Genomic DNA, 20145 nt, shown 5'->3' with positions numbered 1-20145 from the left:
GAGGCCGGATACATGACTGCTCCTGAACCGACTGGCTCAAACCGATGCTCACAAACCCTTGCGAAACGGGGGCCGTCCATACATGACGCGGAGGGGTCAGGAAGGCAGGCGCGAATTCGGATCGCCTCTACGATCGAACAGGCCGCGAGGCCGGGAGAACCACCATGCGCCTGTGCGTGTTCTGCGGCTCCAGCGACGGGGCCCGTCCGCTCTACCGCGAGGCGGCGACCGCGCTCGGGCGTCACTTCGCCGAGGCCGGGATCGAGCTGGTCTATGGCGGCGGCAAGGTCGGGCTGATGGGAGCGGTCGCCGACGGCGCGCTCGCCGCCGGCGGCCGGGTGACCGGGATCATCCCGAAATCCCTCGTCGAAAAGGAGACTGCGCATCTCGGGCTGACCGAGCAGCACGTCGTCGCCTCGATGCACGAGCGCAAGGCCATGATGGCCGACCTCGCCGACGGCTTCGTGGCGCTGCCCGGCGGCTTGGGCACCTTCGAGGAGATGTTCGAGGTCTGGACCTGGGGGCAGCTCGGCTATCACGCAAAGCCGCTCGCGGTGTTCAATGCCGGCGGCTTCTACGATGGCTTGCTCGGCTTCCTCGATTCCGTCGTGGCCGAGGGCTTCGTGCGCGCGCCGCACCGGGCGATGCTGATCGTCGGCACCGAGCCGGCGGACCTCGTGGCGCGGATTCGGGCGTATGAGCCGCCGCGCGTGATCAAGTGGGTCAAGGCGGAGGAGCGGTAGGGGCCAAGGAGAGGCTAGATCAGCGCGGGCTTCGCCCGACAGACGGTGCCAAATGCCCTGCGGCGAATCGAATGATCGCCTGCTTCGACACCCCCTCCACGTCATCCCGGGGCTCGACGAAGTCGAGAACCCGGGATCCATAACCGCCAACGGTCCAGAACCCGGCTCGACGCCCTCCGCTTCATCTTGAACCGTCAGCGGTTATGGATCCCGGGTTCCGCTACGCGGCCCCGGGATGACACGGAGGGTGAAACCAGCGAGAGAGTACCCCCCGAACGGAAACGGTCCCCTTCCGGGGCCCGTCGCACATCCGTCTATGCGCGTCGGCTCAGTACCCGTAGCGCGCCCGCGACAGCGGCGAGGTCGGGTCGAGGTAGTCGATCGCCGACAGGTCGACCGTGACGGCGCTGCGCCGTGCGCCGATGAACGGACCGTTGGTGATCGGGTCGGGCAGGATGCCGGCGCCGCCGAAGCGCTCGCGGTTGGCGATGTAGGGCGGCGAGTTCAGGTAGGACGCGGTGATGAAGTGCGGGTTGGTGGCCGGGTTGCCGGTCGCGCCCGAATTGGCCTCGACCACGTTGCCGGCGTCGAGCCAGCTGCGCGGGCGCACGCGGATCGCGAGGCCCTGGCCGTCCCGGGAGCTGCGGATGACGTAGCTATCCTGCGCCTGCGAGGCGGCGGTGCCGGCGCCCAGGGCCGCGAGGGAGAGGAGCCCGGTCAGGGCGAGAGTCTGGAAGCGCATGACGCACCTTTGATGAACATCGCCAGGGTAGCGCCGCACTCGTTAAGAAACGACGCCGTTGTGGAAAGAGACGTGCGAGCGCGGCCGAGGTTCCCGCTCACGGCAAAGCTGGTCGCGAATGCCGCACTCTCGCCGCATTCGTTCGAACCGTCCTGCGGGGCGCCGGCACCGCGGCGGTGGTGGCGGGATCCTCCGGCGGGCAGGCCGCCATCCGGGCTTGCGCCAGCATCGCGGCGACCGGCGCGGCGAGCTGAGCCCCCGGCAGGGCGCCGAGCCGGTCGACCGTGCAGGCGACCGCCTGCGGCTCGGGCAATTGTCCGAGCGGCGCGCAGAGCCAGCCCTCGATCCGCAGGGCGGCGTTGAGGCGGAACGCCGTGCAGGCGCGCCGGCCCTCCGCATTGACCAGGGTCGCGTCGACGGTGTCGAGCGCGCCGAACCGCGTCGCGAGCTGACCGCGCTCGCCGGTGCGCGCCACCGAGAGGCCGCCGGCCTCCGCGGCCCGGCGCGCCAGGGTGACGAACAGGCTCCCCTCCCCGTCCGGCTCCGCCGTCTCGATCGCGACGAGGCGCAGGAACGGCGCCTCCTGCACCGCGAAGGCGCCGGCGGTCAGCGTGTCCTCCCGCAGGCCGGTCATCGTCCGGGCACGGCCGGTCGCCTCGCCGAGGCGGTAGCGGTCGGCCGCCACCTCGGTCCAGACGGGCGGAGCCACCGCGGGGGCGGCGTAGCGAGGCACGAAGGCGACCTGATCACGAAGCGGCGGGTCGGCGAGGCGCCGCTCGCTCGCGAGCACGCTCAGGAGCGCGATCACCGCCGCGGCACCGAAAGTCCGCCCGGCGACGCGCCGGCGCCAGGACCGGCGCGGGGTCGCGCGGGGCAAGGGCCGCGGCACCAGCGGCTCGACCGGGCCAAGATCCCGGCCAAGATCCCGGCCAAGATCCCACGAAAAATCCCGCCTGAGGGCGTCAGCCGCCTGCGCCAGGGCAGCGTCGTCGAAGTCCGGCCTGTGCCGCACGGGGTCGCTCCTCCGGTCGCGCGTGGACGTCGTCCCCGGAGTCGCATCGCATTTTAGCGATTTCGTTGATCCGCGCCGACTTGTCCCCGGGTGGGCCGGGTCAGGGTGAACGAGGCGCTAACGAATGACGGGACGCGAAATCTGTCGCCGGCGCCCCAATCCGGCCCTTGACAGAGCGGCAGGTTCGGGCTGTTGCTTCCCGCGCTCGCGCACCCCATCTCGGGTGTCGCCATTTCCGAGGACTGACCGCGCCATGCGGCCTGTGTCGACCACGACGAAACGCAAAGCCACGACGGCGATTACCGCCGCCGGCTGAAGCCTCGCGTCGTCCTCGGATCCCTCCCCGTCCGTGGCGGGCGGAGGCCGGGCTCCTGAGAGCCCGCCTGAGATCGTCCGGGGAGGGTCAAGTCCGAACTGGAGCGATTGAGATGGGTTACAAGGTTGCCGTCGTCGGAGCCACCGGCAATGTGGGCCGCGAGATGCTCGACATCCTGGCCGAGCGCGCCTTCCCGGCCGACACCGTGGTGGCGCTCGCCTCCCGCCGCAGCCTCGGCCAGGAGGTCTCCTTCGGCGACAAGACCCTGAAGGTCCAGGCCCTCGACCAGTACGACTTCTCGGACACCGACATCTGCCTGATGTCGGCCGGCGGCGAGACCTCGAAGGAGTGGTCGCCCCGCATCGGCCAGCAGGGTTGCGTCGTCATCGATAACTCGTCGGCCTTCCGCTACGATTCCGACGTGCCGCTGATCGTGCCCGAGGTGAATGCCGACGCCGTCGCGGGCTTCACCAAGAAGAACATCATCGCCAACCCGAACTGCTCGACCGCGCAGCTCGTCGTGGCCCTGAAGCCCCTGCACGAGGCCGCCACCATCAAGCGCGTCGTCGTCGCGACCTACCAGTCGGTCTCCGGCGCCGGCAAGGACGCGATGGACGAGCTGTTCAACCAGACCCGCGCGGTGTTCACCGCCGGCGAGGTCAAGGTGCAGAAGTTTCCTAAGCGCATCGCCTTCAATGTCATCCCGCACATCGACGTCTTCATGGAGGACGGCTCCACCAAGGAAGAGTGGAAGATGGTGGCCGAGACGAAGAAGATGCTCGACCCCAAGATCAAGCTGACGGCGACCTGCGTGCGCGTGCCGGTGTTCATCGGCCACTCGGAGGCGGTGAACGTCGAGTTCGAGCGCCCGCTCTCGGCCGAGGAAGCGACCCAGATCCTGCGCTCGGCGCCCGGCATCCTGGTCGACGACAAGCGCGAGCCCGGCGGCTACATCACCCCCCACGAGGCGGCGGGCGAGGACGCGACCTACATCTCGCGCATCCGCGAGGACATCACGGTCGAGAACGGCCTGTCGTTCTGGTGCGTGTCGGACAACCTGCGCAAGGGCGCGGCGCTGAACACGGTCCAGATCGCCGAGGTGCTGGTCAACCGCAAGCTGATCTCGCCGAAGCAGAAGGCGGCGTGAGGGCCCGAGCCCTCCCCTAGGGGAGTGCCGCGCTCCACTTGAGGAGAGCCGGGCTCGTCGAGTGGAGCCTTCGTCCGGCGCGAAGCCCGCCTCGCGAAGCCGCGTCTTTTCTCGAACGCGTCCAATCTGAAAATCTTCCCCTGCGAGATCAAGGGGAGGATCCACGATGACCATGACGTTGGCGGGCGGCCTCGCGCTGCCCGCCCTGCTGGCGGCCGCGACGATCGGGCTATGGGCCTTCGCCCTCCTGCCCGAATTCCTCACCGCCCTGCTGTTCTTCGCCGCCGCCACCACGTTGCGGCTCGCGCCGCCCGAGGTGGTCTTCTCCGGCTTTTCCTCCTCGGCGTTCTGGCTGGTGCTGAGCGGCTTCGTCATCGGGACGGCGATCCGCAAGGTCGGCCTCGCCGACCGGGTCGCCGGCCTCGCCGCGCCGCACCTCGCCGGCTCCTGGCCTGCGCTCGTCGCCGGCACGGTCGGGCTCACCTACGCGCTGGCCTTCGTCATGCCCTCCAACATGGGCCGCATCGCCGTGCTGATGCCGGTGGTGATGGCGCTGGCCGACCGGGCCGGGCTGGCCACGCAAGGGGACGGCAAGGAAGGACGCGGCCGGGCCGGCCTTGCCCTGGCGGTGGGCTTCGGCACGTTCCAGCTCTCGGCCAGCATCCTGCCGGCCAACGTGCCGAACCTCGTCATGGCCGGCGCCGCCGAGAGCGCCTACGGGATCCACCTCTCCTACCTGCCCTACCTCGCCCTGCACGCGCCGGTGCTGGGGCTGCTGAAGGGCGCGGTGCTCGCCGGCTGCATCATCCGGCTCTTCGCCCCCGGTCCCCTCGTGCCCGCCACGGCCGGCCCGGCGCCCGGCCCGATGAGCGCGGCGGAGAAGCGGCTGGCGATCCTCCTCGTCGCCACCCTGGCCCTGTGGATGACCGATTCCGTGCACGGCGTCCCGGCGGCCTGGATCGGCCTCGCCTCCGCCTGCCTGTGCCTCATGCCGCGGGTCGGCTTCCTGACCGGCGACGAGTTCGCCACCGGGGTCAACGTCCGCACCTGCCTCACCATCGCCGGCATCCTGGGCTTTGCCGCCTTCGTCACCCGCACCGGCCTCGGCGACCAGGTCGGCGAGGCGGTGCTCCCGTGGCTGCCCCTCGATCCGGCGCGGCCGGCCGCGAGCTTCGCGGGGCTCGTCGGCCTGACCACCCTGCTCAACTTCGTCGTGACGGCGAACGGGATCCCGGCCCTGTTCACGCCCCTCGCCCGCCTGCTGGCCGAGGGCAGCGGCCTCTCCCTCGCCACGGTGCTGATGGTGCAGGTGATCGGCTACGCGACCCCGCTCCTGCCCTACCAAGCCTCGCCGATCGTCGTGGCGATGGGGATGGGCCGCGTGCCGGCCCGGGACGGCGCCCTCCTCTGCCTCGCCGTCGCCGCCGTCACCTTCGTCGTGCTGGTGCCCCTCGATTACCTCTGGTTCCGCGCCCTCGGCCGGCTGTGAGCGCGGCTTGCCCTGCGGGCGGCGCTGTCGCAGTGTCCGCGCCGATTTGGAGTTCCGCCGGAGCACGCCCGCATGGCCCCCACCATCCTGTCCGTCCGCGACGACACCCTGGCGGTGCTGGAGCGCCTCGGCGTCCCGGCCGCGGCCTTCGCGGAGGACGGGCTCCCGGCGCGCTCGCCGATCGACGGCGGCGTGGTGGCGACCTTGCGCCAGACCACGGCCGAGGAGGCCGAGGCGGCGCTGGCGGGCGCGGCCCGAGCCTTCCTCGCCTGGCGCCGGGTTCCGGGCCCGCGCCGGGGCGAGCTGGTGCGGCTGCTGGCCGAGGAACTGCGCGCCCACAAGGACGATCTCGGCCGTCTGGTGACGCTCGAGGCGGGAAAAATCCTCTCGGAGGGCCTCGGCGAGGTCCAGGAGATGATCGACATCTGCGACTTCGCCGTCGGCCTGTCGCGGCAATTGCACGGGCTCACCATCGCCACCGAGCGGCCGGACCACCGGATGATGGAGGTCTGGCACCCGCTCGGGGTGTGCGGCGTCATCACGGCGTTCAACTTCCCCGTCGCGGTGTGGTCGTGGAATGCGGCTTTGGCGCTGGTCTGCGGCGATCCGGTGATCTGGAAGCCGTCGGAGAAAACCCCGCTCACCGCGCTCGCCGTCCACGCACTGGCCACGAAGGCGGTGAAGCGCTTCGGCGCGGACGCCCCCGAGGGTCTGCTCGGGCTCCTGATCGGCGGCCGGGAGCTCGGCGAGCGCCTGGTCGAGGACGAGCGGGTGGCGCTCGTCTCCGCCACCGGCTCGACCGCGATGGGCCGGCAGGTGGCGCCGAAGCTCGCCGCCCGCTTCGCCCGGGCGATCCTGGAGCTCGGCGGCAACAACGCCGCTATCGTGGCGCCGTCGGCCGATCTCGACCTGAGCTTACGCGCCATCGCCTTCGCGGCGATGGGCACCGCCGGCCAGCGCTGCACCACCCTGCGGCGGCTGTTCGTGCACGACTCGGTCTACGACACGCTCGTGCCACGGCTGAAGGCGGCCTACGGCTCGGTGCGGATCGGCGATCCGCGCGACCCCGCCACCCTGATCGGCCCGCTGATCGACGGCGCTGCCGCCGACGGCATGGCGCGCGCCCTCGACGAGGCCCGCGCCATCGGCGGCACCGTCCATGGCGGCGAGCGCCTGCGCGACATCCGCGGCGAGGCCGCGGCCTACGTCCGCCCGGCCCTCGTCGAGATGCCCGAGCAGGCCGGCCCGATGCGCCGCGAGACCTTCGCGCCGATCCTCTACGTGACCCGCTACAGCGAGCTGGAGGAAGCGATCCACGCCCAGAACGCGGTCGCGGCCGGCCTCTCCTCCTCGATCTTCACGAAAGACCTCTCGGAGGCCGAGATCTTCCTGTCGGCCTCGGGCTCGGATTGCGGCATCGCCAACGTCAATATCGGCCCGTCCGGCGCCGAGATCGGCGGGGCCTTCGGCGGCGAGAAGGAGACCGGCGGCGGCCGCGAGGCGGGCTCGGATTCCTGGAAGGCCTACATGCGGCGGGCCACCAACACGATCAATTACGGCAAGACCCTGCCGCTGGCGCAGGGGGTGACGTTCGAGGTGTAGCGCGCGAGGTGTAGCGCATTCGAGCGCGCCGCCGCCTCACCAGGACGAGAGGGCGGCGCGTTTCCAGGTATTGGCGGCGACGCAGGTGTAGACGAAGTCGGTGTCGTGCGCCCAGTCGCCGGTCTGGCAAGGGGCCTTGGACGAGGCCGGCGTCGCGAGGGGCGAGTTCAGGCGTGCGGCGGTGAGGATGCCGGCCGGGTTGACGCTCCAGGCTACACCCTCAACCTGGAACTCGCTGTAACGGCCCTCGATCTTCAAGCCGACCGCCTTCTGGCCGGCCGAGCGGAACGCCACCGGGGCGCCGCCGTAGCTGTTGAACGAGATCGCGCTTCCGCTGCCGTCAGTGAAGGCTGAACCGGCATGCGTCCCGAGATTGGCGATGCCGTTGTGGCTGCCGGTATTGTCGAGGATGGTGTTGTCCGAGGCGAGGGTCGCGCAGCATAGGGTCATCGCGTTGACGAGCGAGGCCGCATCGGTTGGCTGGGTGTACTGCCCTACGGCGATCGCGGCTGAGGCCCGGTGGGGCCCGCCGGTGAAGATCTGCAGCGCGGTCGCGTTCGGCCCGGCCGGGCCGAACGCGTAATCGCCCCAGTAGTTGTTCATGTCGAGTTCCAGGGTGAATGCGGTTTTCTTGTTGCCACCTTGTGCGATCTGGTGCGCAAAGGCCCCCGTCCAGGCTCCCCCGGCGTCGGCGTCCTGGTAGGTCATGACGGTAAGGTTCGCCTTGCCGCCATTGCCGGGGGCGTAGTTGGGCTCGTAGCGCCATGTGACGCCGCCGTCGACGATCGCCGACCCCGTTCCCAGCGGGCCCGTCCCGCTCGTGGCGGTCGTGCCGTAATATGTTTTGGCGCCGGACCGCTCCTTGACCCTGTACATCTTGCCGTCGTCGTTGAGGCAGGCGCCGCCCTCGGGGTAGAAGCGCCGGCGGGCACATGCGGTCGGAAACCCGGCCTTGGCAACCATGTTGAGCAGCGTGCCGTACTCGCCCTTGTTACTGTCGCCGCGCGCCGTAAAGTAGCGCACGCTCTGCGCCCGGGTGAGATCCTGTGCCATTCCGTGGAAAGGCCCCAGCGCCGGCTCGGCCTGGAGGCTCGCGGTCGGGCTCGTATAGGTGCCGTTCGCCGGTGGGGCAGTGATGAGATCGAGCGGGGACGGCGCGGCAACGGGGCCCGGGTCGATCACCTGCACGACGCCCCGAGCCACAATCGGCCCGCCGACATCGAGCCGCTCGAGACTGCCCGCGGCCGGTCGCTCCGCCCTGGAATCATCCAGGGCGTATGCCGGCACGAGCGGCGATCCGAGCGCGGCGGATAAGGCGAGCAACGGCGGCAGGCGTGACATCGGGACCCTCGAGCTCTCACGGCGGCACCAGGTGTCTCTCACAAAACTCCCGACCACCATCGTCACTCGCCGTGGCGACGTCAGCGCGGCGGGAGTTTTGCGAGATGCACCAAGGCAATCGTGCCTGCGCTATATGATGCCGCGCGAGCCCGTGGCGAGCGGAGACGGCCGCGAAGCGCCGCGGCCGGAGGTCGTGTCCGGCCTCGAGCCTACGAACCTCGCGCCGACGGCGCGATCCCGTTCACGCCGCCGGCATCGCCCGCTCGATCACCCGGGCGAACAGCGACACGCCGTAGGGCGCCGCCTCGTCGTTGAAGTCGTAGGCCGGGTGGTGCAGGCCGGCGCCGGGGCCGGTGCCGAGGAAGATGTAGGCGCCGGGGCGCGCGTTCAGCATGTACGAAAAGTCCTCCGCGCCCATCATCGGCTGGACCGCGCGCTCGACCGCGCCCTCACCCGAGACCTCCGCGGCGATGTCGGCCATGAACATCGCCTTCGCCGGATCATTGGCGGTCACCGGATAGCCGCGGCCGTAATCGACGGTGGCGGTGGCGCCGAAGGCGGCGGCGACGTTCGAGGCCACTTGGGCGATGCGCGCCTCGCAGGTGTCGCGGACGCTCTCGGACAGCGTGCGCACGGTGCCGTTGAGGATCGCGAATTCCGGGATCACGTTGAAGGCGTCGCCGGCCTTCACCTGCGTGATCGAGATCACCGCCGATTGCACCGGGTCGATGGTGCGGGACGCGATCGATTGCAGGGCGGTGACGATGTGGGAGGCGACCAGCACCGGGTCGATGCACTCGTGGGGCGCGGCCGCGTGGCCGCCCTTGCCGTCGACCCGGATGGTGATCCGGTCGGCCGCCGCCATGATCGCGCCGGGGCGGATCGCGAAGCTGCCGAGCGGCAGCCCCGGCTTGTTGTGCAGGCCGTAGACCTCCTGGATGCCGAAGCGCTCCATCAGGCCCTCCTTCAGCATCACGTCGGCGCCGCCGCCGCCCTCCTCCGCCGGCTGGAAGATGACGATCGCCGTGCCGTCGAAGTTGCGGGTCTCGGCCAGGTACTTGGCCGCGCCGAGCAGCATCGCGGTGTGGCCGTCATGGCCGCAGGCATGCATCTTCCCCGGCACGGTCGAGCGGTGGGGCACGCCGCTCGTCTCCTCGATCGGCAGGGCGTCCATGTCGGCGCGCAGGCCGATCACCTTGCCCGAGCCGGTGTTCTTGCCGCGGATGACGCCGACGACGCCGGTTTGGCCCAACCCCGTCACCACCTCGTCGCAGCCGAAGGCCCGCAGCCGCTCGGCCACCAGGCCGGAGGTGCGGTCGAGGGCGAACAGCAGCTCGGGATGCTGGTGGAAGTCGCGGCGCCAGGCCGTGATCTCGTCAGCGAGGGCGGCGACGCGGTTGATGACGGGCATGTGACAATACGCTCATATCGAGGCGGGAACTTGCGCGCAGGATGCAACAGGCAGAGAGGCGCCCGGTCAACTCCTTTCCACGGCTCGCGAATGTCGCGGACCCGCACGGGGCGCATGGCCCGTGGCCGGTTGGCCCGGGACTTGTTAGGGCTGCGCGATCGCCTCGCCTCCCTCCCGTCGCCTGGCGGGATGGGACGGGATGGTGCATCATTTTTCATCATTCCGGCGTCGCCTGCGGCGCCGGAAGGCTCTAGTAAGAGCCTCGTTCCCCCCGCGGAGTGTGCCCGTCGATGTCGTTCTTGAAGTCCCGTCCGCTGCTGGCCTGCCTCGCCGCCGCCACCGCCCTCGTGGGCTTGAGCGCTGCGCCGGCCTTGGCCGCCAACACGTTCCGGTTCGCCTTCCAGGGCGACCTCAAGTCCCTCGACCCGTACACCCTGAAGGAGACGTTCACGATCTCGGCGCACGGCGCGGTCTACGAGTCGCTCGTCACCCGCGACAAGGACCTGAAGCTGGTGCCCGGCCTCGCCGAGTCCTGGGAGACCCCGGAGCCGACCCGCTACCGCTTCAAGCTGCGCAAGAACGTCAAGTTCCACGACGGCTCGCCCTTCACCGCCGACGACGTGATCTTCTCCGCCGAGCGCGTGCGGGCGCCGGGCTCGAACTTCCAGACCAACGTCCCGGCGGATGCCACCTTCGTGAAGGTGGACGACCACACCGTCGACATGGTGCTGAAGAACCCGAACCCCATCGCCCTGTATCAGTTCGGCGGCTGGTACATCATGTCGAAGGCCTGGGCCGAGAAGCACGACGCCCTGAAGCCCACCCCGGTCTCGGCCTCGACCCCGAGCTACGCGGCTTTGCACGAGAACGGCACCGGCCCGTTCACCATTACCGAGCACCAGCCCGGCGTGCGCACGGTGTTCAAGAAGTTCGACGGCTACTGGGGCAAGGTCGAGTCGAACATCGACGAGGCGATCTTCACCACGATCGGCAACGACGCCACCCGCGTCGCCGCGCTCCTCTCCGGCGAGGTCGACTGGGTCGATCCGGTCCCGCTCCAGGACCAGAGCCGGGTGAGCTCCAGCGCCAACGCCGTGGTGGTCAACGCGCCCGAGCTGCGCACGATCTATCTCGGCATGGACCAGACCAGCGACGAGCTGCGCGGCTCCAACGTCAAGGGCAAGAACCCGTTCAAGGACGTGCGGGTGCGTGAGGCGTTCTTCCGCGCCATCGACGAGGACGCCATCGTCAAGCGCGTCATGCGCGGCCAGGCCACCCCGGCGGCCCTGCTGATCGCCCCGCCGCTCTTCCCCCTCGCCAACGAGTTCAAGCGCCCGGCCTACGACCCGAACAAGGCGAAGGCGCTGCTCACGGAAGCCGGCTATCCCAACGGCTTCGAGGTGCCGCTCGACTGCCCGAACGACCGCTACGTCAACGACGAGGCGATCTGCCAGGCCATCACCTCGATGCTCGCCCGCGTCGGCGTCAAGGTGAACCTGATCGCCCAGCCCAAGGCGAAGTACTTCGCCAAGATCCTCAAGCCCGCCTTCGACACCTCGTTCTACATGCTCGGCTGGACGCCGTCGTCGATGGACTCGCACAACATCCTGTACGAGATCACCGGCTGCCGGACCGACAAGTCCTCGCCGCGCGGCACCACCAACCTCGGGAACTACTGCAACCCGAAGGTGGATGCCCTCGCCGACAAGATCGAGCGCGAGACCGACCAGGAGGCCCGCAACCTGATGATCAAGCAGGCCTACGAGATCGTCATGAATGATTTCGGCTACATCCCGCTCCACCAGCAGGCGCTGGCCTGGGGCGTGTCGAAGAAGGTCAAGCTGGTGCCCCGCGCCGACAACCAGATGATGCTGTACTGGGTGTCGAAGGAGCAGTGAGGCGCCTCACCCACCATTCCGGGTGAAAGGACAAGCGCGGGTCTCCCCTCTCCCGTGTGGGAGAGGGGCCGGGGGTGAGGGTGACACGCTTCAGTGCGAAGCTCTGAGCGTGGTGCTGGCAGCGGCACGGTTCGCGTCTTCTGCGGAACCGTAGCACCCTCACCCCTACCCCTCTCCCACACGGGAGAGGGGATCCCGCGCTTCATTCATCATAATCAAAAGCCCGAGGCCCCACCCTCGGACCACACCAGAACCCAAGAAAAACACCCCATGCTCGCCTTCATTCTCCGCCGCCTGCTGCAATCCGTCGGGGTGCTGCTGGCGGTCGGGCTGATCGCCTTCGCGATGTTCCGCTTCGCCGGCGATCCGGTGAACCAGCTCGTGGCGCCCGATACGCCCTATGCCGAGCGGCTGCAGATCCGCCAGAGCCTCGGCCTCGACGACCCGGTGCTGGTGCAGTTCGCCCGCTACGCCGGCAACGCCGTGCGCGGCCAGTTCGGCAACTCGTACCAGTTCCGCCAGCCGGTCTCGACGCTGCTCGCCGAGCGCATGCCCGCGACCCTCGAACTCGCGCTCTGCGCCACCCTGTTCGCGCTCACCGCCGGCATCCTGATGGGGGTGTATTCGGCGCTCCACCGCCACAGCGCCCTCGCCAAGCTCCTCCAGGCCATCTCCCTCGTCGGCGTCTCGCTGCCGACCTTCCTGATCGGCATCCTGCTCATCTTCCTGTTCTCGGTGACGCTCGGCTGGCTGCCGTCCTACGGCCGCGGCGACACGGTGCGGCTCGGCTGGTGGACCACCGGCTTCCTGACCGTGTCGGGCTGGAAGGCGCTGATCCTGCCCTCGATCACCCTCGGGCTGTTCCAGATGACGCTGATCATGCGCCTCGTCCGGGCCGAGATGCTGGAGGTTTTGCGCACCGACTACATCCGCTTCGCGCGGGCGCGCGGCCTCACCACCCGGTCGATCCATTTCGGCCACGCGCTGAAGAACACCCTGGTCCCGGTCATCACGGTGGCGGGCCTCCAGCTCGGCTCGATCATCGCCTTCTCGATCATCACCGAGACGGTCTTTCAGTGGCCCGGCATGGGCCTGCTCTTCGTGCAGGCGGTGCAGAACGTCGACGTGCCGATCATGGCCGCCTACCTGCTGCTCGTCGCCCTCATCTTCGTGACGATCAACCTCGTGGTCGATCTCCTCTACACCATCGTCGATCCGCGCCTGCGCCTCTCGGTGCGGCGGGCGGCCTGAGGATTCTTTTGTAACATGGCCTCCCCCGCCCCCGCGCCGGTTCTGGCTTCTGCCGGAGCCCCGCCCTCGCGCCTCGCGCGCTTCCTCGATTCCGATCTCTTCGCCAACTTCAAGCGCTCGAAGCTCGCCATAGTGGCCTTCGTCGCCACCGTGCTGTTCATCGCGCTGGCACTGCTCGCCCCCCTGATCTCGCCGCAGAACCCCTACGACCCGGCGCAGCTCGAGCTGATGAACGCCAACCTGCCGCCGCTCTGGTACGCCGACGGCCAGGCGCCGTTCCTGATCGGCACCGACGACCAGGGCCGCGACGTGCTCTCGGCGGTGTTCTACGGCATGCGCCTGTCGCTCCTCGTCGGCGTGCTCGGCGTGCTCTTGTCGGGCTTCATCGGCATCGGCCTCGGGCTGATCGCCGGCTATGCCGGCGGCTGGGTCGACACCATCATCATGCGCGTCGCCGACGTGCAGCTGACCTTCCCGGCGATCCTGATCGCGCTGATCGTCGACGGCGTCGCCAAGGCGGTGGCCGGCGGCCACATGGATGCGGAGGCGCAGATCGCCCTCATCGTCGTGGCGATCGGCCTGTCGTTCTGGGTCCAGTATGCCCGCACCGTGCGCGGCTCGGTGATGGTCGAGAAGAACAAGGACTACGTCCAGGCCGGCCGGCTCATCGGCCTGTCGGCGCCGGTGATCCTCACCCGCCACATCCTGCCGAACGTCACCGGCCCGGTCTTCGTCATCGCCACCATCAACCTCGCGCTCGCCATCATCACCGAGGCGACGCTCTCCTTCCTCGGCACCGGCCTGCCGGAGACGATGCCCTCGCTCGGCACGCTGATCCGCACCGGCAACCGCTTCCTGTTCTCGGGCGAGTGGTGGATCGTCGCCTTTCCGGGCCTGGCGCTGGCCGGCTTGGTGCTGGCGATCAACCTGCTCGGCGACTGGCTGCGCGACGCCCTGAACCCCAAGCTCCAGTGACCACCATGACCCAACCCGTCCTCTCGGTGCGCGACCTGCGGGTCGAGTTCGCCACCCGCCGCGGCGTGCTGACCGCGCTCGACGGCGTCTCCTTCGAGATCAACCGCGGCGAGGTGCTCGGCGTCGTCGGCGAGTCCGGCGCCGGCAAGTCGGTGACCGGCTCGGCGGTGATCGGCCTGATCGACCCGCCCGGCCGCATCGCCGGCGGCGAGATTCTCCTGAACGGCGAGCGCATCGACAATCTCTCGCCGGAGGCGATGCGGAAGGTGCGCGGCAAGCGCATCGGCATGATCTTCCAGGACCCGCTGACCAGCCTCAACCCGCTCTACCGGGTCGGCCGGCAGATCGAGGAGACGATCCGCACCCACACCGACCTCTCGGCCAGGGCCGCCCGCCAGCGCGCGATCGACCTTCTGGCCGAGGTCGGCATCCCGGCGCCGGAGCGGCGCATCGACGGCTTCCCGCACGAATTCTCCGGCGGCATGCGCCAGCGCGTCGTGATCGCGCTGGCGCTCGCCGCCGAGCCGGAGCTGATCATCGCCGACGAGCCGACCACGGCGCTCGACGTCTCGGTCCAGGCCCAGATCATCACGCTCCTGAAGCGCCTCGGGCGCGACCACGGCACCGCCGTGATGCTGATCACCCACGACATGGGGGTGATCGCCGAGGCCGCCGACCGGGTGGCGGTGATGTATGCCGGCCGCGTCGCCGAGATCGGCCCGGTGGCCGCCGTGGTGGGCGATCCGCTCCACCCCTACGCCCAGGGCCTGATGGGGGCGATCCCGTCCCTGTCGCACGAATCCGATCGCCTCGCCCAGATCCCCGGCGCGATGCCGCGGCTCTCGGCGATCCCGCCCGGCTGCGCCTTCAACCCGCGCTGCCCGAAGGTGTTTGCCCGCTGCACGGTCGACCGGCCCGAGCCCCTGACGGTCGGCTCGCATCGGGTCGCCTGCCACCTCTACGACGCGTCCGGACAGGCCGCCGCATGAAGCCCCACATCGCCTTAAAGCCCGTGATCACTCCTCAGCCCGACTACGTCCAGGTCCGCGACCTGCGCCGCCTGTTCGACGTCTCCCGCCCCTGGCTCAACCGGGTGATCGAGCGCCAGCCGCGCCAGTTCCTGCGCGCCGTCGACCACGTCTCGTTCTCGGTCGCCAAGGGCGAGACGCTCGCGATCGTCGGCGAATCCGGCTCCGGCAAGTCGACCGTCGCCCGCATGGTGGTCGGCCTGATGCCGCCCTCCGACGGCGAGGTAACGATCGCCGGCATCTCGATGACCGACCCGCGCCAGGCCGCCGAGCGGCGGCAGCTGCGGCGTCGCATCCAGATGATTTTTCAAGACCCCTACGCCTCGATGAACCCGCGCTGGCGGGTCGACCGGATCATCGCCGAGCCGATCCGCGCCTTCGGGCTCCTTACCGGCGAGCGGGAGATCCAGGCCCGCGTGGGCGAGCTGCTGACCCTGGTCGGCCTGCACCCGGACGACGGCAAGCGCTACCCCCACGCCTTCTCGGGCGGCCAGCGCCAGCGCATCGCCATCGCGCGGGCCCTCGCCTCGGAGGCCGAGTTCCTGGTCGCCGACGAGCCGACCTCGGCCCTCGACGTCTCGGTCCAGGCCCAGATCCTGAACCTGATGCGCGACCTCCAGGACCGGCTCGGCCTGACCTACCTGTTCATCAGCCACAACCTCGCCGTGGTGCGCCACATGGCGAACCGCATCGGCGTGATGTATCTCGGCCGCATCGTCGAGATCGGCGGCGGCCGCGAGCTCTTCACCGCCCCGAAGCACCCCTACACCCGCATGCTCCTCGACGCGGTCCCCGACCTTACGCATGTCGGACGGCAGCGCGTGCCGGTGCAGGGCGAGATCCCGAACCCGATCAACCCGCCGTCAGGGTGCACCTTCCACCCGCGCTGCCCGTTCGCGAATGACCGGTGCAAGGCGGAGGTGCCGGTGTTCCGGGATGGGGTGGCGTGTCATGCGGTGGAGGAGGGGCGGTTGATGCCGGGGGGTGTGGCGGCGGTGGCTTAATTGTCGGGCGTGCGGCGGTCTCAACAGGCCACGCACGCCCATCATATTCATTGAAATACAATATATAAAATCTATTCTTCTAGCAATAATTCTCTCTGCCTTTCCATTTCCGCATGTGGGTCTTGCAAATATCGCACCAAATCATGAAGTATGATAGCTTCAAAAGCGTATAATCCAGATACCGAATGTGTAAAGGAATGTGTTGTTCCATGTATCTTCCTATGATGCACCGTATCTTCGTCCAAAAGACTTGTAACATCAAACATTTCTCGCCATTTCTTACCTATATTCCATGCTACGGCAAGCCCTATGTCATTTACATTTTTTACGCCTGATTGCAATTCCTCAACCAACCCGTCTAAGTTATATTTGTATTCGAGAACTTTTACTTTGCTCACGTATGGTTCATCGCCCGATAAATGATTTGAATCGATGCCGAGCGGATTAATATCATTTCGAACGAATTTTTCAAATGGAGGGTCCATTCTTATTCTATAGAGTCCATCGTATTGATTGTATTGACTACTTGCAATGAGCTGTACACCACGTATGACACCTGAAGAAAGCATCTGATTAAACAAAGCCACCACATCTTGTTCAACTAGCGGTTCGGATCGAATTGGCAATTCCTCCGTTGGAAGAAACAGTCCTGGCCCAGAAATAATCAGACTACATTTCTTTTCATGCTCTTCTTGCATCTTGATCCATTGATCAACTTTTATCTCATCATTAAAAATAGAGGCGACCCCAGGCTTTCGTAGTAGATTGTAGCGCTTGCGAAAAGCGGTCACTGCAGAAACCGATACTTTTTCAGCCAAATGCACGAACTCCGGCTGAAAACCTTTGCGACCCAAATCGGGCTCCGCTTCTTCAAAATGAATTATAACATGCGCTAAGTTTTGAAACCCGACATTATTTGTCATGGGGATAGTTAATGACATACCCTGCGGCATGTGTCGGGTAGCTAGCTGAAGCCCACCTCTGAGAACACGAGACCCCTTTCTCAATTCTAGGTTTTTATCGTTTAAAGCATCCCAAAGATCCGTTGAGAATGCCATATAAATATATATTGATAATCCAGATTTTTCAGCCAAATCACGTTCTGACACGTCTAACTGCAGTCTTATCGGACAAAGACTATTATCTTTGCCTAAAAGCTCTTCTGCTGACCACCTACCCCACAGTCCGTTAAGGCCTTTGAATTTCGGCGGGACTTTTGTTAAATCAGATCTTTGGGCAAATCTTCTATTTTCATCTTTCATAAGTTCGATCATATTTCCACGGCGCACTAGATCCATCAATATATAAGCCGCCAAGAGGCGTAAATATCCGCAACAACGCCAGCCATTGCGTTGCGGAAACAGCTTGATACCAAGAAAGATTTTTCGGCCGTATATTTGCGCCATTGAGCATGACAGCTACGGCAGTACCTCGATCTAAGTCTGAAAACTGCCCATCGATCTGCAAAGCTGGCACAATTTTCGGCCTCGCAATCGTACCTAATCTATCTTCAATCCAATTTCGTCCGTTTTCGAACTTTCCTGAAAATACACCCTCTGGTTGACGGCTGCTGACATGCAAACTGTTAAATCCATAACCTAAATATGTTGCCCCGACTCCCTTGCTGCCCCTGGTTGATTGTCCATTTTTGAATGAAAAACTTGGACTTAGAAACTGTCTAAATTGCTCCAAACTCATTCCGCAACCGTTGTCGGTCACGCGAACTTCGTGTTTTCCGAGGTCTATTTCGATCCAAATACGAGGAGCATATCCTGCCTCATCTTCTTCGAGTCTCCTCTCCACAGCATCTAGAGCATTCTGTATCAGCTCTGAAAACAGGTCATAATAACCAGTATAACTACGGAGAATGTTGGCAATCTCCCTCTTTTTTGCGGCAATGACGAGTCCTAAATCGATCCCCGCGGAAGGCTCGAGCGGATCCCATGCCTCAACAAAGCCCGCATGCGACATTTTGATCAAGGCTCCAGTATGCACCGAATCGCCATAATTCCTACATTTTATCCTAGCCGTTCTACCCACTGATGTCGAATCGACATTTTTCATATTTCATTGCAGCAGCGTTAAATAAAATGACGCTCAGCAACAGCGACTTTTCTATATTGCCAAAATCAGCAGATATTAGAAATTTACGATGCTATCTGTAAGGAATCGCGCTCGAATAAAATCTTTACAATGTAGCTCATGCTATAAATTACCGAAAATAGATATTATGGGCAATATACAAAATAAAATGCCGATCATGAACTTTTCTGTCCATGATCAGCTCAAGATTATTATATGATCACACAACAGTGGTCAGCTCTTCACAGCCCCCGCCGTCAATCCACCCACCATATACCGCTTGAACACATAATAGATCGCGGCTGGCGGCATCGCGTAGATCAACCCGGTGGTCATCAGCAGCTCCCACGGTGAGTCATCCGCCGCCAGGAAGCTTCCCAAGGCCACCGGCAGGGTCACGTCGGTGTCGCGGGAGAGGAGCAGGAAGGCGAACAGGTACTCGTTCCAGGCGAGCAGCAGCGCGTAGACGCCGATCGCGACCAGCGACGGGACCATCAGCGGCAGGTAGACGAAGCGGAAGAGCTGGGGCGGCGAGGCGCCGTCCATGATCGCGGCTTCGTCGAGTTCCACCGGCAGCTTGTCGGAGGCCTGCTTCAGCACCCAGATCGCGTAGGGGCTGGCGATCGTCACCATCGCGAGGATCAGCGCCCACTTGCTGTTCAGCAGCCCGTAGGCGCCCATCGTCTTGTACATCGGCACGGCCAGGAACGCGGCCGGGATGAAGTAGGTGAACAGCGCCATGTTCATCACGGTCCGGCCGCCCTTCACCTTCAGGCGGCTGATCGCGAAGGCCGCCGCGGTGGCGACGAACAGCGTCAGCACGCCGGTCGCGAAGGCGATGACCGCCGAGTTCCAGAATTGCTGCCAGAAATTCGACAGGAAGTAGTGCTGCTGCCCGAAGACGATCTTGAAGTTCTGCAGCGTCGGGTGGGCCGGAAACAGCGCCCCCGACATCGCGTCCTGCTTCGGCGAGATCGCGAACAGGACGAGGTGGTAGATCGGGATCACGGTCCAGAGCAGGACCGGGATGCCGATGAGGAGGAGCTTCGCCTCCGTGCCGGCCGCGCGCAGCCAGTTGGTGCGGGCGGCGGAGCGCTCCTCGGCGGACGGAGCGGCGCGGGCTGTCAGGGTCGTGCTCATTTCGAGAGCCTCTTCATCAGCACGTAGACCAGCGGCAGCACGAAGGGCATCGCGCAGACCACCGCCGCCATCGAGGCGTCGACCTGATCGAGGCGCAGGTACCGGATGCCGAGGGTCGCGAGCACGTGGGTGAGGTCGGCGGGACCGCCGCCGGTGAGCAGGTAGACCGAGTTGAAGTCGCCCAGCGTCCAGATCATCGACAGGATGGTGCAGGTCACGTAGAGCGTCCGCATCGACGGCCATGTGACGTGCAAAAACTTCTGCCACTTGGTGGCGCCGTCGACCGAGGCCGCCTCGTACATGTCGGCCGAGATGGCGAGCCGGCCGGCGAGCAGGATCAGCGTCCAGAACGGCAGCGACTTCCAGATATGGACGCCGATGGCGAGGGTCAGCGCCAGCCACGGGTCGTTGAGCCAGTTCGGGCCGTCCTCGCCGGTGAAGCGGAAGATCAGCGAGTTCACCACGCCCCATTCGGGGTTGAGCATGAACCGGACCGACAGGATCGTCGGGATCGACGGCACCGCCCAGGGCAGGATGAACAGCACCGACAGCCAGCGGATCCACTTCCGCTCGTTGGTGAAGAAGCCCGACAAGAGGAGCGCGATCGCCATCTTCACGTTGATGCCGACGATCAGGAACACCAGCGTGTTGACGACCGCGCGGGCGAAGATTGGGTCCTCCGCCAGATGCACGTAGCTCGCGGGGCTGCGGGCGAGCCACAGGCCGTAGCCGATCGGGTAGATGACGAAGAACAGAAAGATGAGCAGGTAGGGCGCGATCAGGATCAGCCCCCAGGCCTGCCAGGAGGTCAGGCGGAAGGGCTGAGCCGCGGCGACCGGTGCTGACTCAGCGACCGTTGCGGACATGGACTGGCTCCCTGACGAGGCCGGGGTGGGGGTTGCGTGAAAACCGAGAGCGGGCCCCGGCCACATCGTGACCGGACCCCGCTCGGGATGGGGTGGAG

Annotated in this window: 17 protein-coding genes; 9 read left to right on the top strand and 8 right to left on the bottom strand. The window is 66.2% G+C overall.

What is annotated here, in order from left to right; translation table 11 throughout:
* The first annotated feature begins 164 nt into the window (after positions 1-164).
* A complete protein-coding gene (locus BM430_RS28180) occupies positions 165-743 on the top strand; it encodes an LOG family protein (RefSeq protein ID WP_093570547.1) in 579 nt (192 codons plus the stop codon).
* Between the two features lie 328 nt (positions 744-1071).
* Here the strand turns inward: BM430_RS28180 and BM430_RS28175 are convergent, their stop codons facing one another.
* Both BM430_RS28175 and BM430_RS28170 read right to left on the bottom strand, forming a co-directional pair.
* Positions 1072-1485 (bottom strand): hypothetical protein, encoded by a 414-nt coding sequence (locus BM430_RS28175; RefSeq protein WP_093570546.1) that lies wholly within the window; start codon positions 1483-1485, stop codon positions 1072-1074.
* A 97-nt stretch (positions 1486-1582) separates the two neighbouring features.
* Positions 1583-2497 carry a hypothetical protein gene (locus BM430_RS28170; protein WP_093570545.1) on the bottom strand — a complete coding sequence of 305 codons (915 nt, stop codon included), beginning with the start codon at positions 2495-2497 and terminating at the stop codon, positions 1583-1585.
* A 428-nt stretch (positions 2498-2925) separates the two neighbouring features.
* Here BM430_RS28170 and BM430_RS28165 point away from each other — a divergent pair, with 428 nt between their 5' ends.
* The 3 genes from BM430_RS28165 (at position 2926) to BM430_RS28155 (ending at position 7051) form a co-directional block, all read left to right on the top strand.
* Positions 2926-3960, top strand: coding sequence for an aspartate-semialdehyde dehydrogenase (locus BM430_RS28165; protein ID WP_093570544.1), 1035 nt, complete (start codon positions 2926-2928; stop codon positions 3958-3960).
* A 166-nt stretch (positions 3961-4126) separates the two neighbouring features.
* Positions 4127-5449 (top strand): SLC13 family permease, encoded by a 1323-nt coding sequence (locus BM430_RS28160; RefSeq protein ID WP_093570543.1) that lies wholly within the window; start codon positions 4127-4129, stop codon positions 5447-5449.
* Between the two features lie 72 nt (positions 5450-5521).
* Complete coding sequence (locus tag BM430_RS28155) at positions 5522-7051, top strand: L-piperidine-6-carboxylate dehydrogenase (protein ID WP_093570542.1); 1530 nt, start codon at positions 5522-5524, stop codon at positions 7049-7051.
* Positions 7052-7087: 36 nt separating this feature from the next.
* Here BM430_RS28155 and BM430_RS28150 read toward each other — a convergent pair whose 3' ends face one another.
* Positions 7088-8392: a hypothetical protein gene (locus BM430_RS28150; RefSeq protein WP_093570541.1), complete on the bottom strand. Its 1305-nt coding sequence runs from the start codon at positions 8390-8392 to the stop codon at positions 7088-7090.
* Positions 8393-8633: 241 nt separating this feature from the next.
* Positions 8634-9803, bottom strand: coding sequence for a M20 aminoacylase family protein (locus BM430_RS28145; RefSeq protein ID WP_093570540.1), 1170 nt, complete (start codon positions 9801-9803; stop codon positions 8634-8636).
* A gap of 290 nt (positions 9804-10093) precedes the next feature.
* Here BM430_RS28145 and BM430_RS28140 point away from each other — a divergent pair, with 290 nt between their 5' ends.
* From BM430_RS28140 to BM430_RS28120, 5 genes are all read left to right on the top strand, one after another.
* Positions 10094-11701, top strand: coding sequence for an ABC transporter substrate-binding protein (locus tag BM430_RS28140; protein WP_093570539.1), 1608 nt, complete (start codon positions 10094-10096; stop codon positions 11699-11701).
* A 270-nt stretch (positions 11702-11971) separates the two neighbouring features.
* The gene (locus BM430_RS28135) at positions 11972-12952 is read left to right on the top strand and encodes an ABC transporter permease (protein ID WP_093570538.1); all 981 of its coding nucleotides are present in this window, start codon (positions 11972-11974) and stop codon (positions 12950-12952) included.
* 15 nt (positions 12953-12967) lie between these two features.
* A complete protein-coding gene (locus BM430_RS28130) occupies positions 12968-13927 on the top strand; it encodes an ABC transporter permease (protein WP_093570537.1) in 960 nt (319 codons plus the stop codon).
* Between the two features lie 5 nt (positions 13928-13932).
* On the top strand, positions 13933-14916 hold the full coding sequence (locus BM430_RS28125; RefSeq protein ID WP_093570552.1) for an ABC transporter ATP-binding protein: 984 nt from the start codon (positions 13933-13935) through the stop codon (positions 14914-14916).
* Positions 14913-15959 (top strand): ABC transporter ATP-binding protein, encoded by a 1047-nt coding sequence (locus BM430_RS28120; protein ID WP_093570536.1) that lies wholly within the window; start codon positions 14913-14915, stop codon positions 15957-15959. The genes BM430_RS28125 and BM430_RS28120 overlap by 4 nt, the downstream gene beginning before the upstream one ends.
* Before the next feature lie 71 nt (positions 15960-16030).
* Here BM430_RS28120 and BM430_RS34275 read toward each other — a convergent pair whose 3' ends face one another.
* The 4 genes from BM430_RS34275 to BM430_RS28105 form a co-directional block, all read right to left on the bottom strand.
* Positions 16031-17233, bottom strand: coding sequence for a hypothetical protein (locus BM430_RS34275; RefSeq protein ID WP_143132148.1), 1203 nt, complete (start codon positions 17231-17233; stop codon positions 16031-16033).
* On the bottom strand, positions 17211-17954 hold the full coding sequence (locus tag BM430_RS28115) for an ATP-binding protein (RefSeq protein WP_177303193.1): 744 nt from the start codon (positions 17952-17954) through the stop codon (positions 17211-17213). The genes BM430_RS34275 and BM430_RS28115 overlap by 23 nt, the downstream gene beginning before the upstream one ends.
* A 321-nt stretch (positions 17955-18275) precedes the next feature.
* Positions 18276-19181, bottom strand: a complete 906-nt coding sequence (locus tag BM430_RS28110; protein ID WP_244539692.1) for a carbohydrate ABC transporter permease — start codon at positions 19179-19181, stop codon at positions 18276-18278.
* Positions 19178-20047, bottom strand: a complete 870-nt coding sequence (locus BM430_RS28105; protein ID WP_093570534.1) for a carbohydrate ABC transporter permease — start codon at positions 20045-20047, stop codon at positions 19178-19180. Before BM430_RS28105 ends, BM430_RS28110 begins: the two co-directional genes overlap by 4 nt.
* Positions 20048-20145: the final 98 nt, after the last annotated feature.

The organism is Methylobacterium sp. 174MFSha1.1 (assembly GCF_900116815.1).
Classification (GTDB): Bacteria; Pseudomonadota; Alphaproteobacteria; order Rhizobiales; family Beijerinckiaceae; genus Methylobacterium.
Note: the sequence above shows the minus strand (reverse complement) of the source record. Positions and strands in the feature narration are given on the sequence as shown.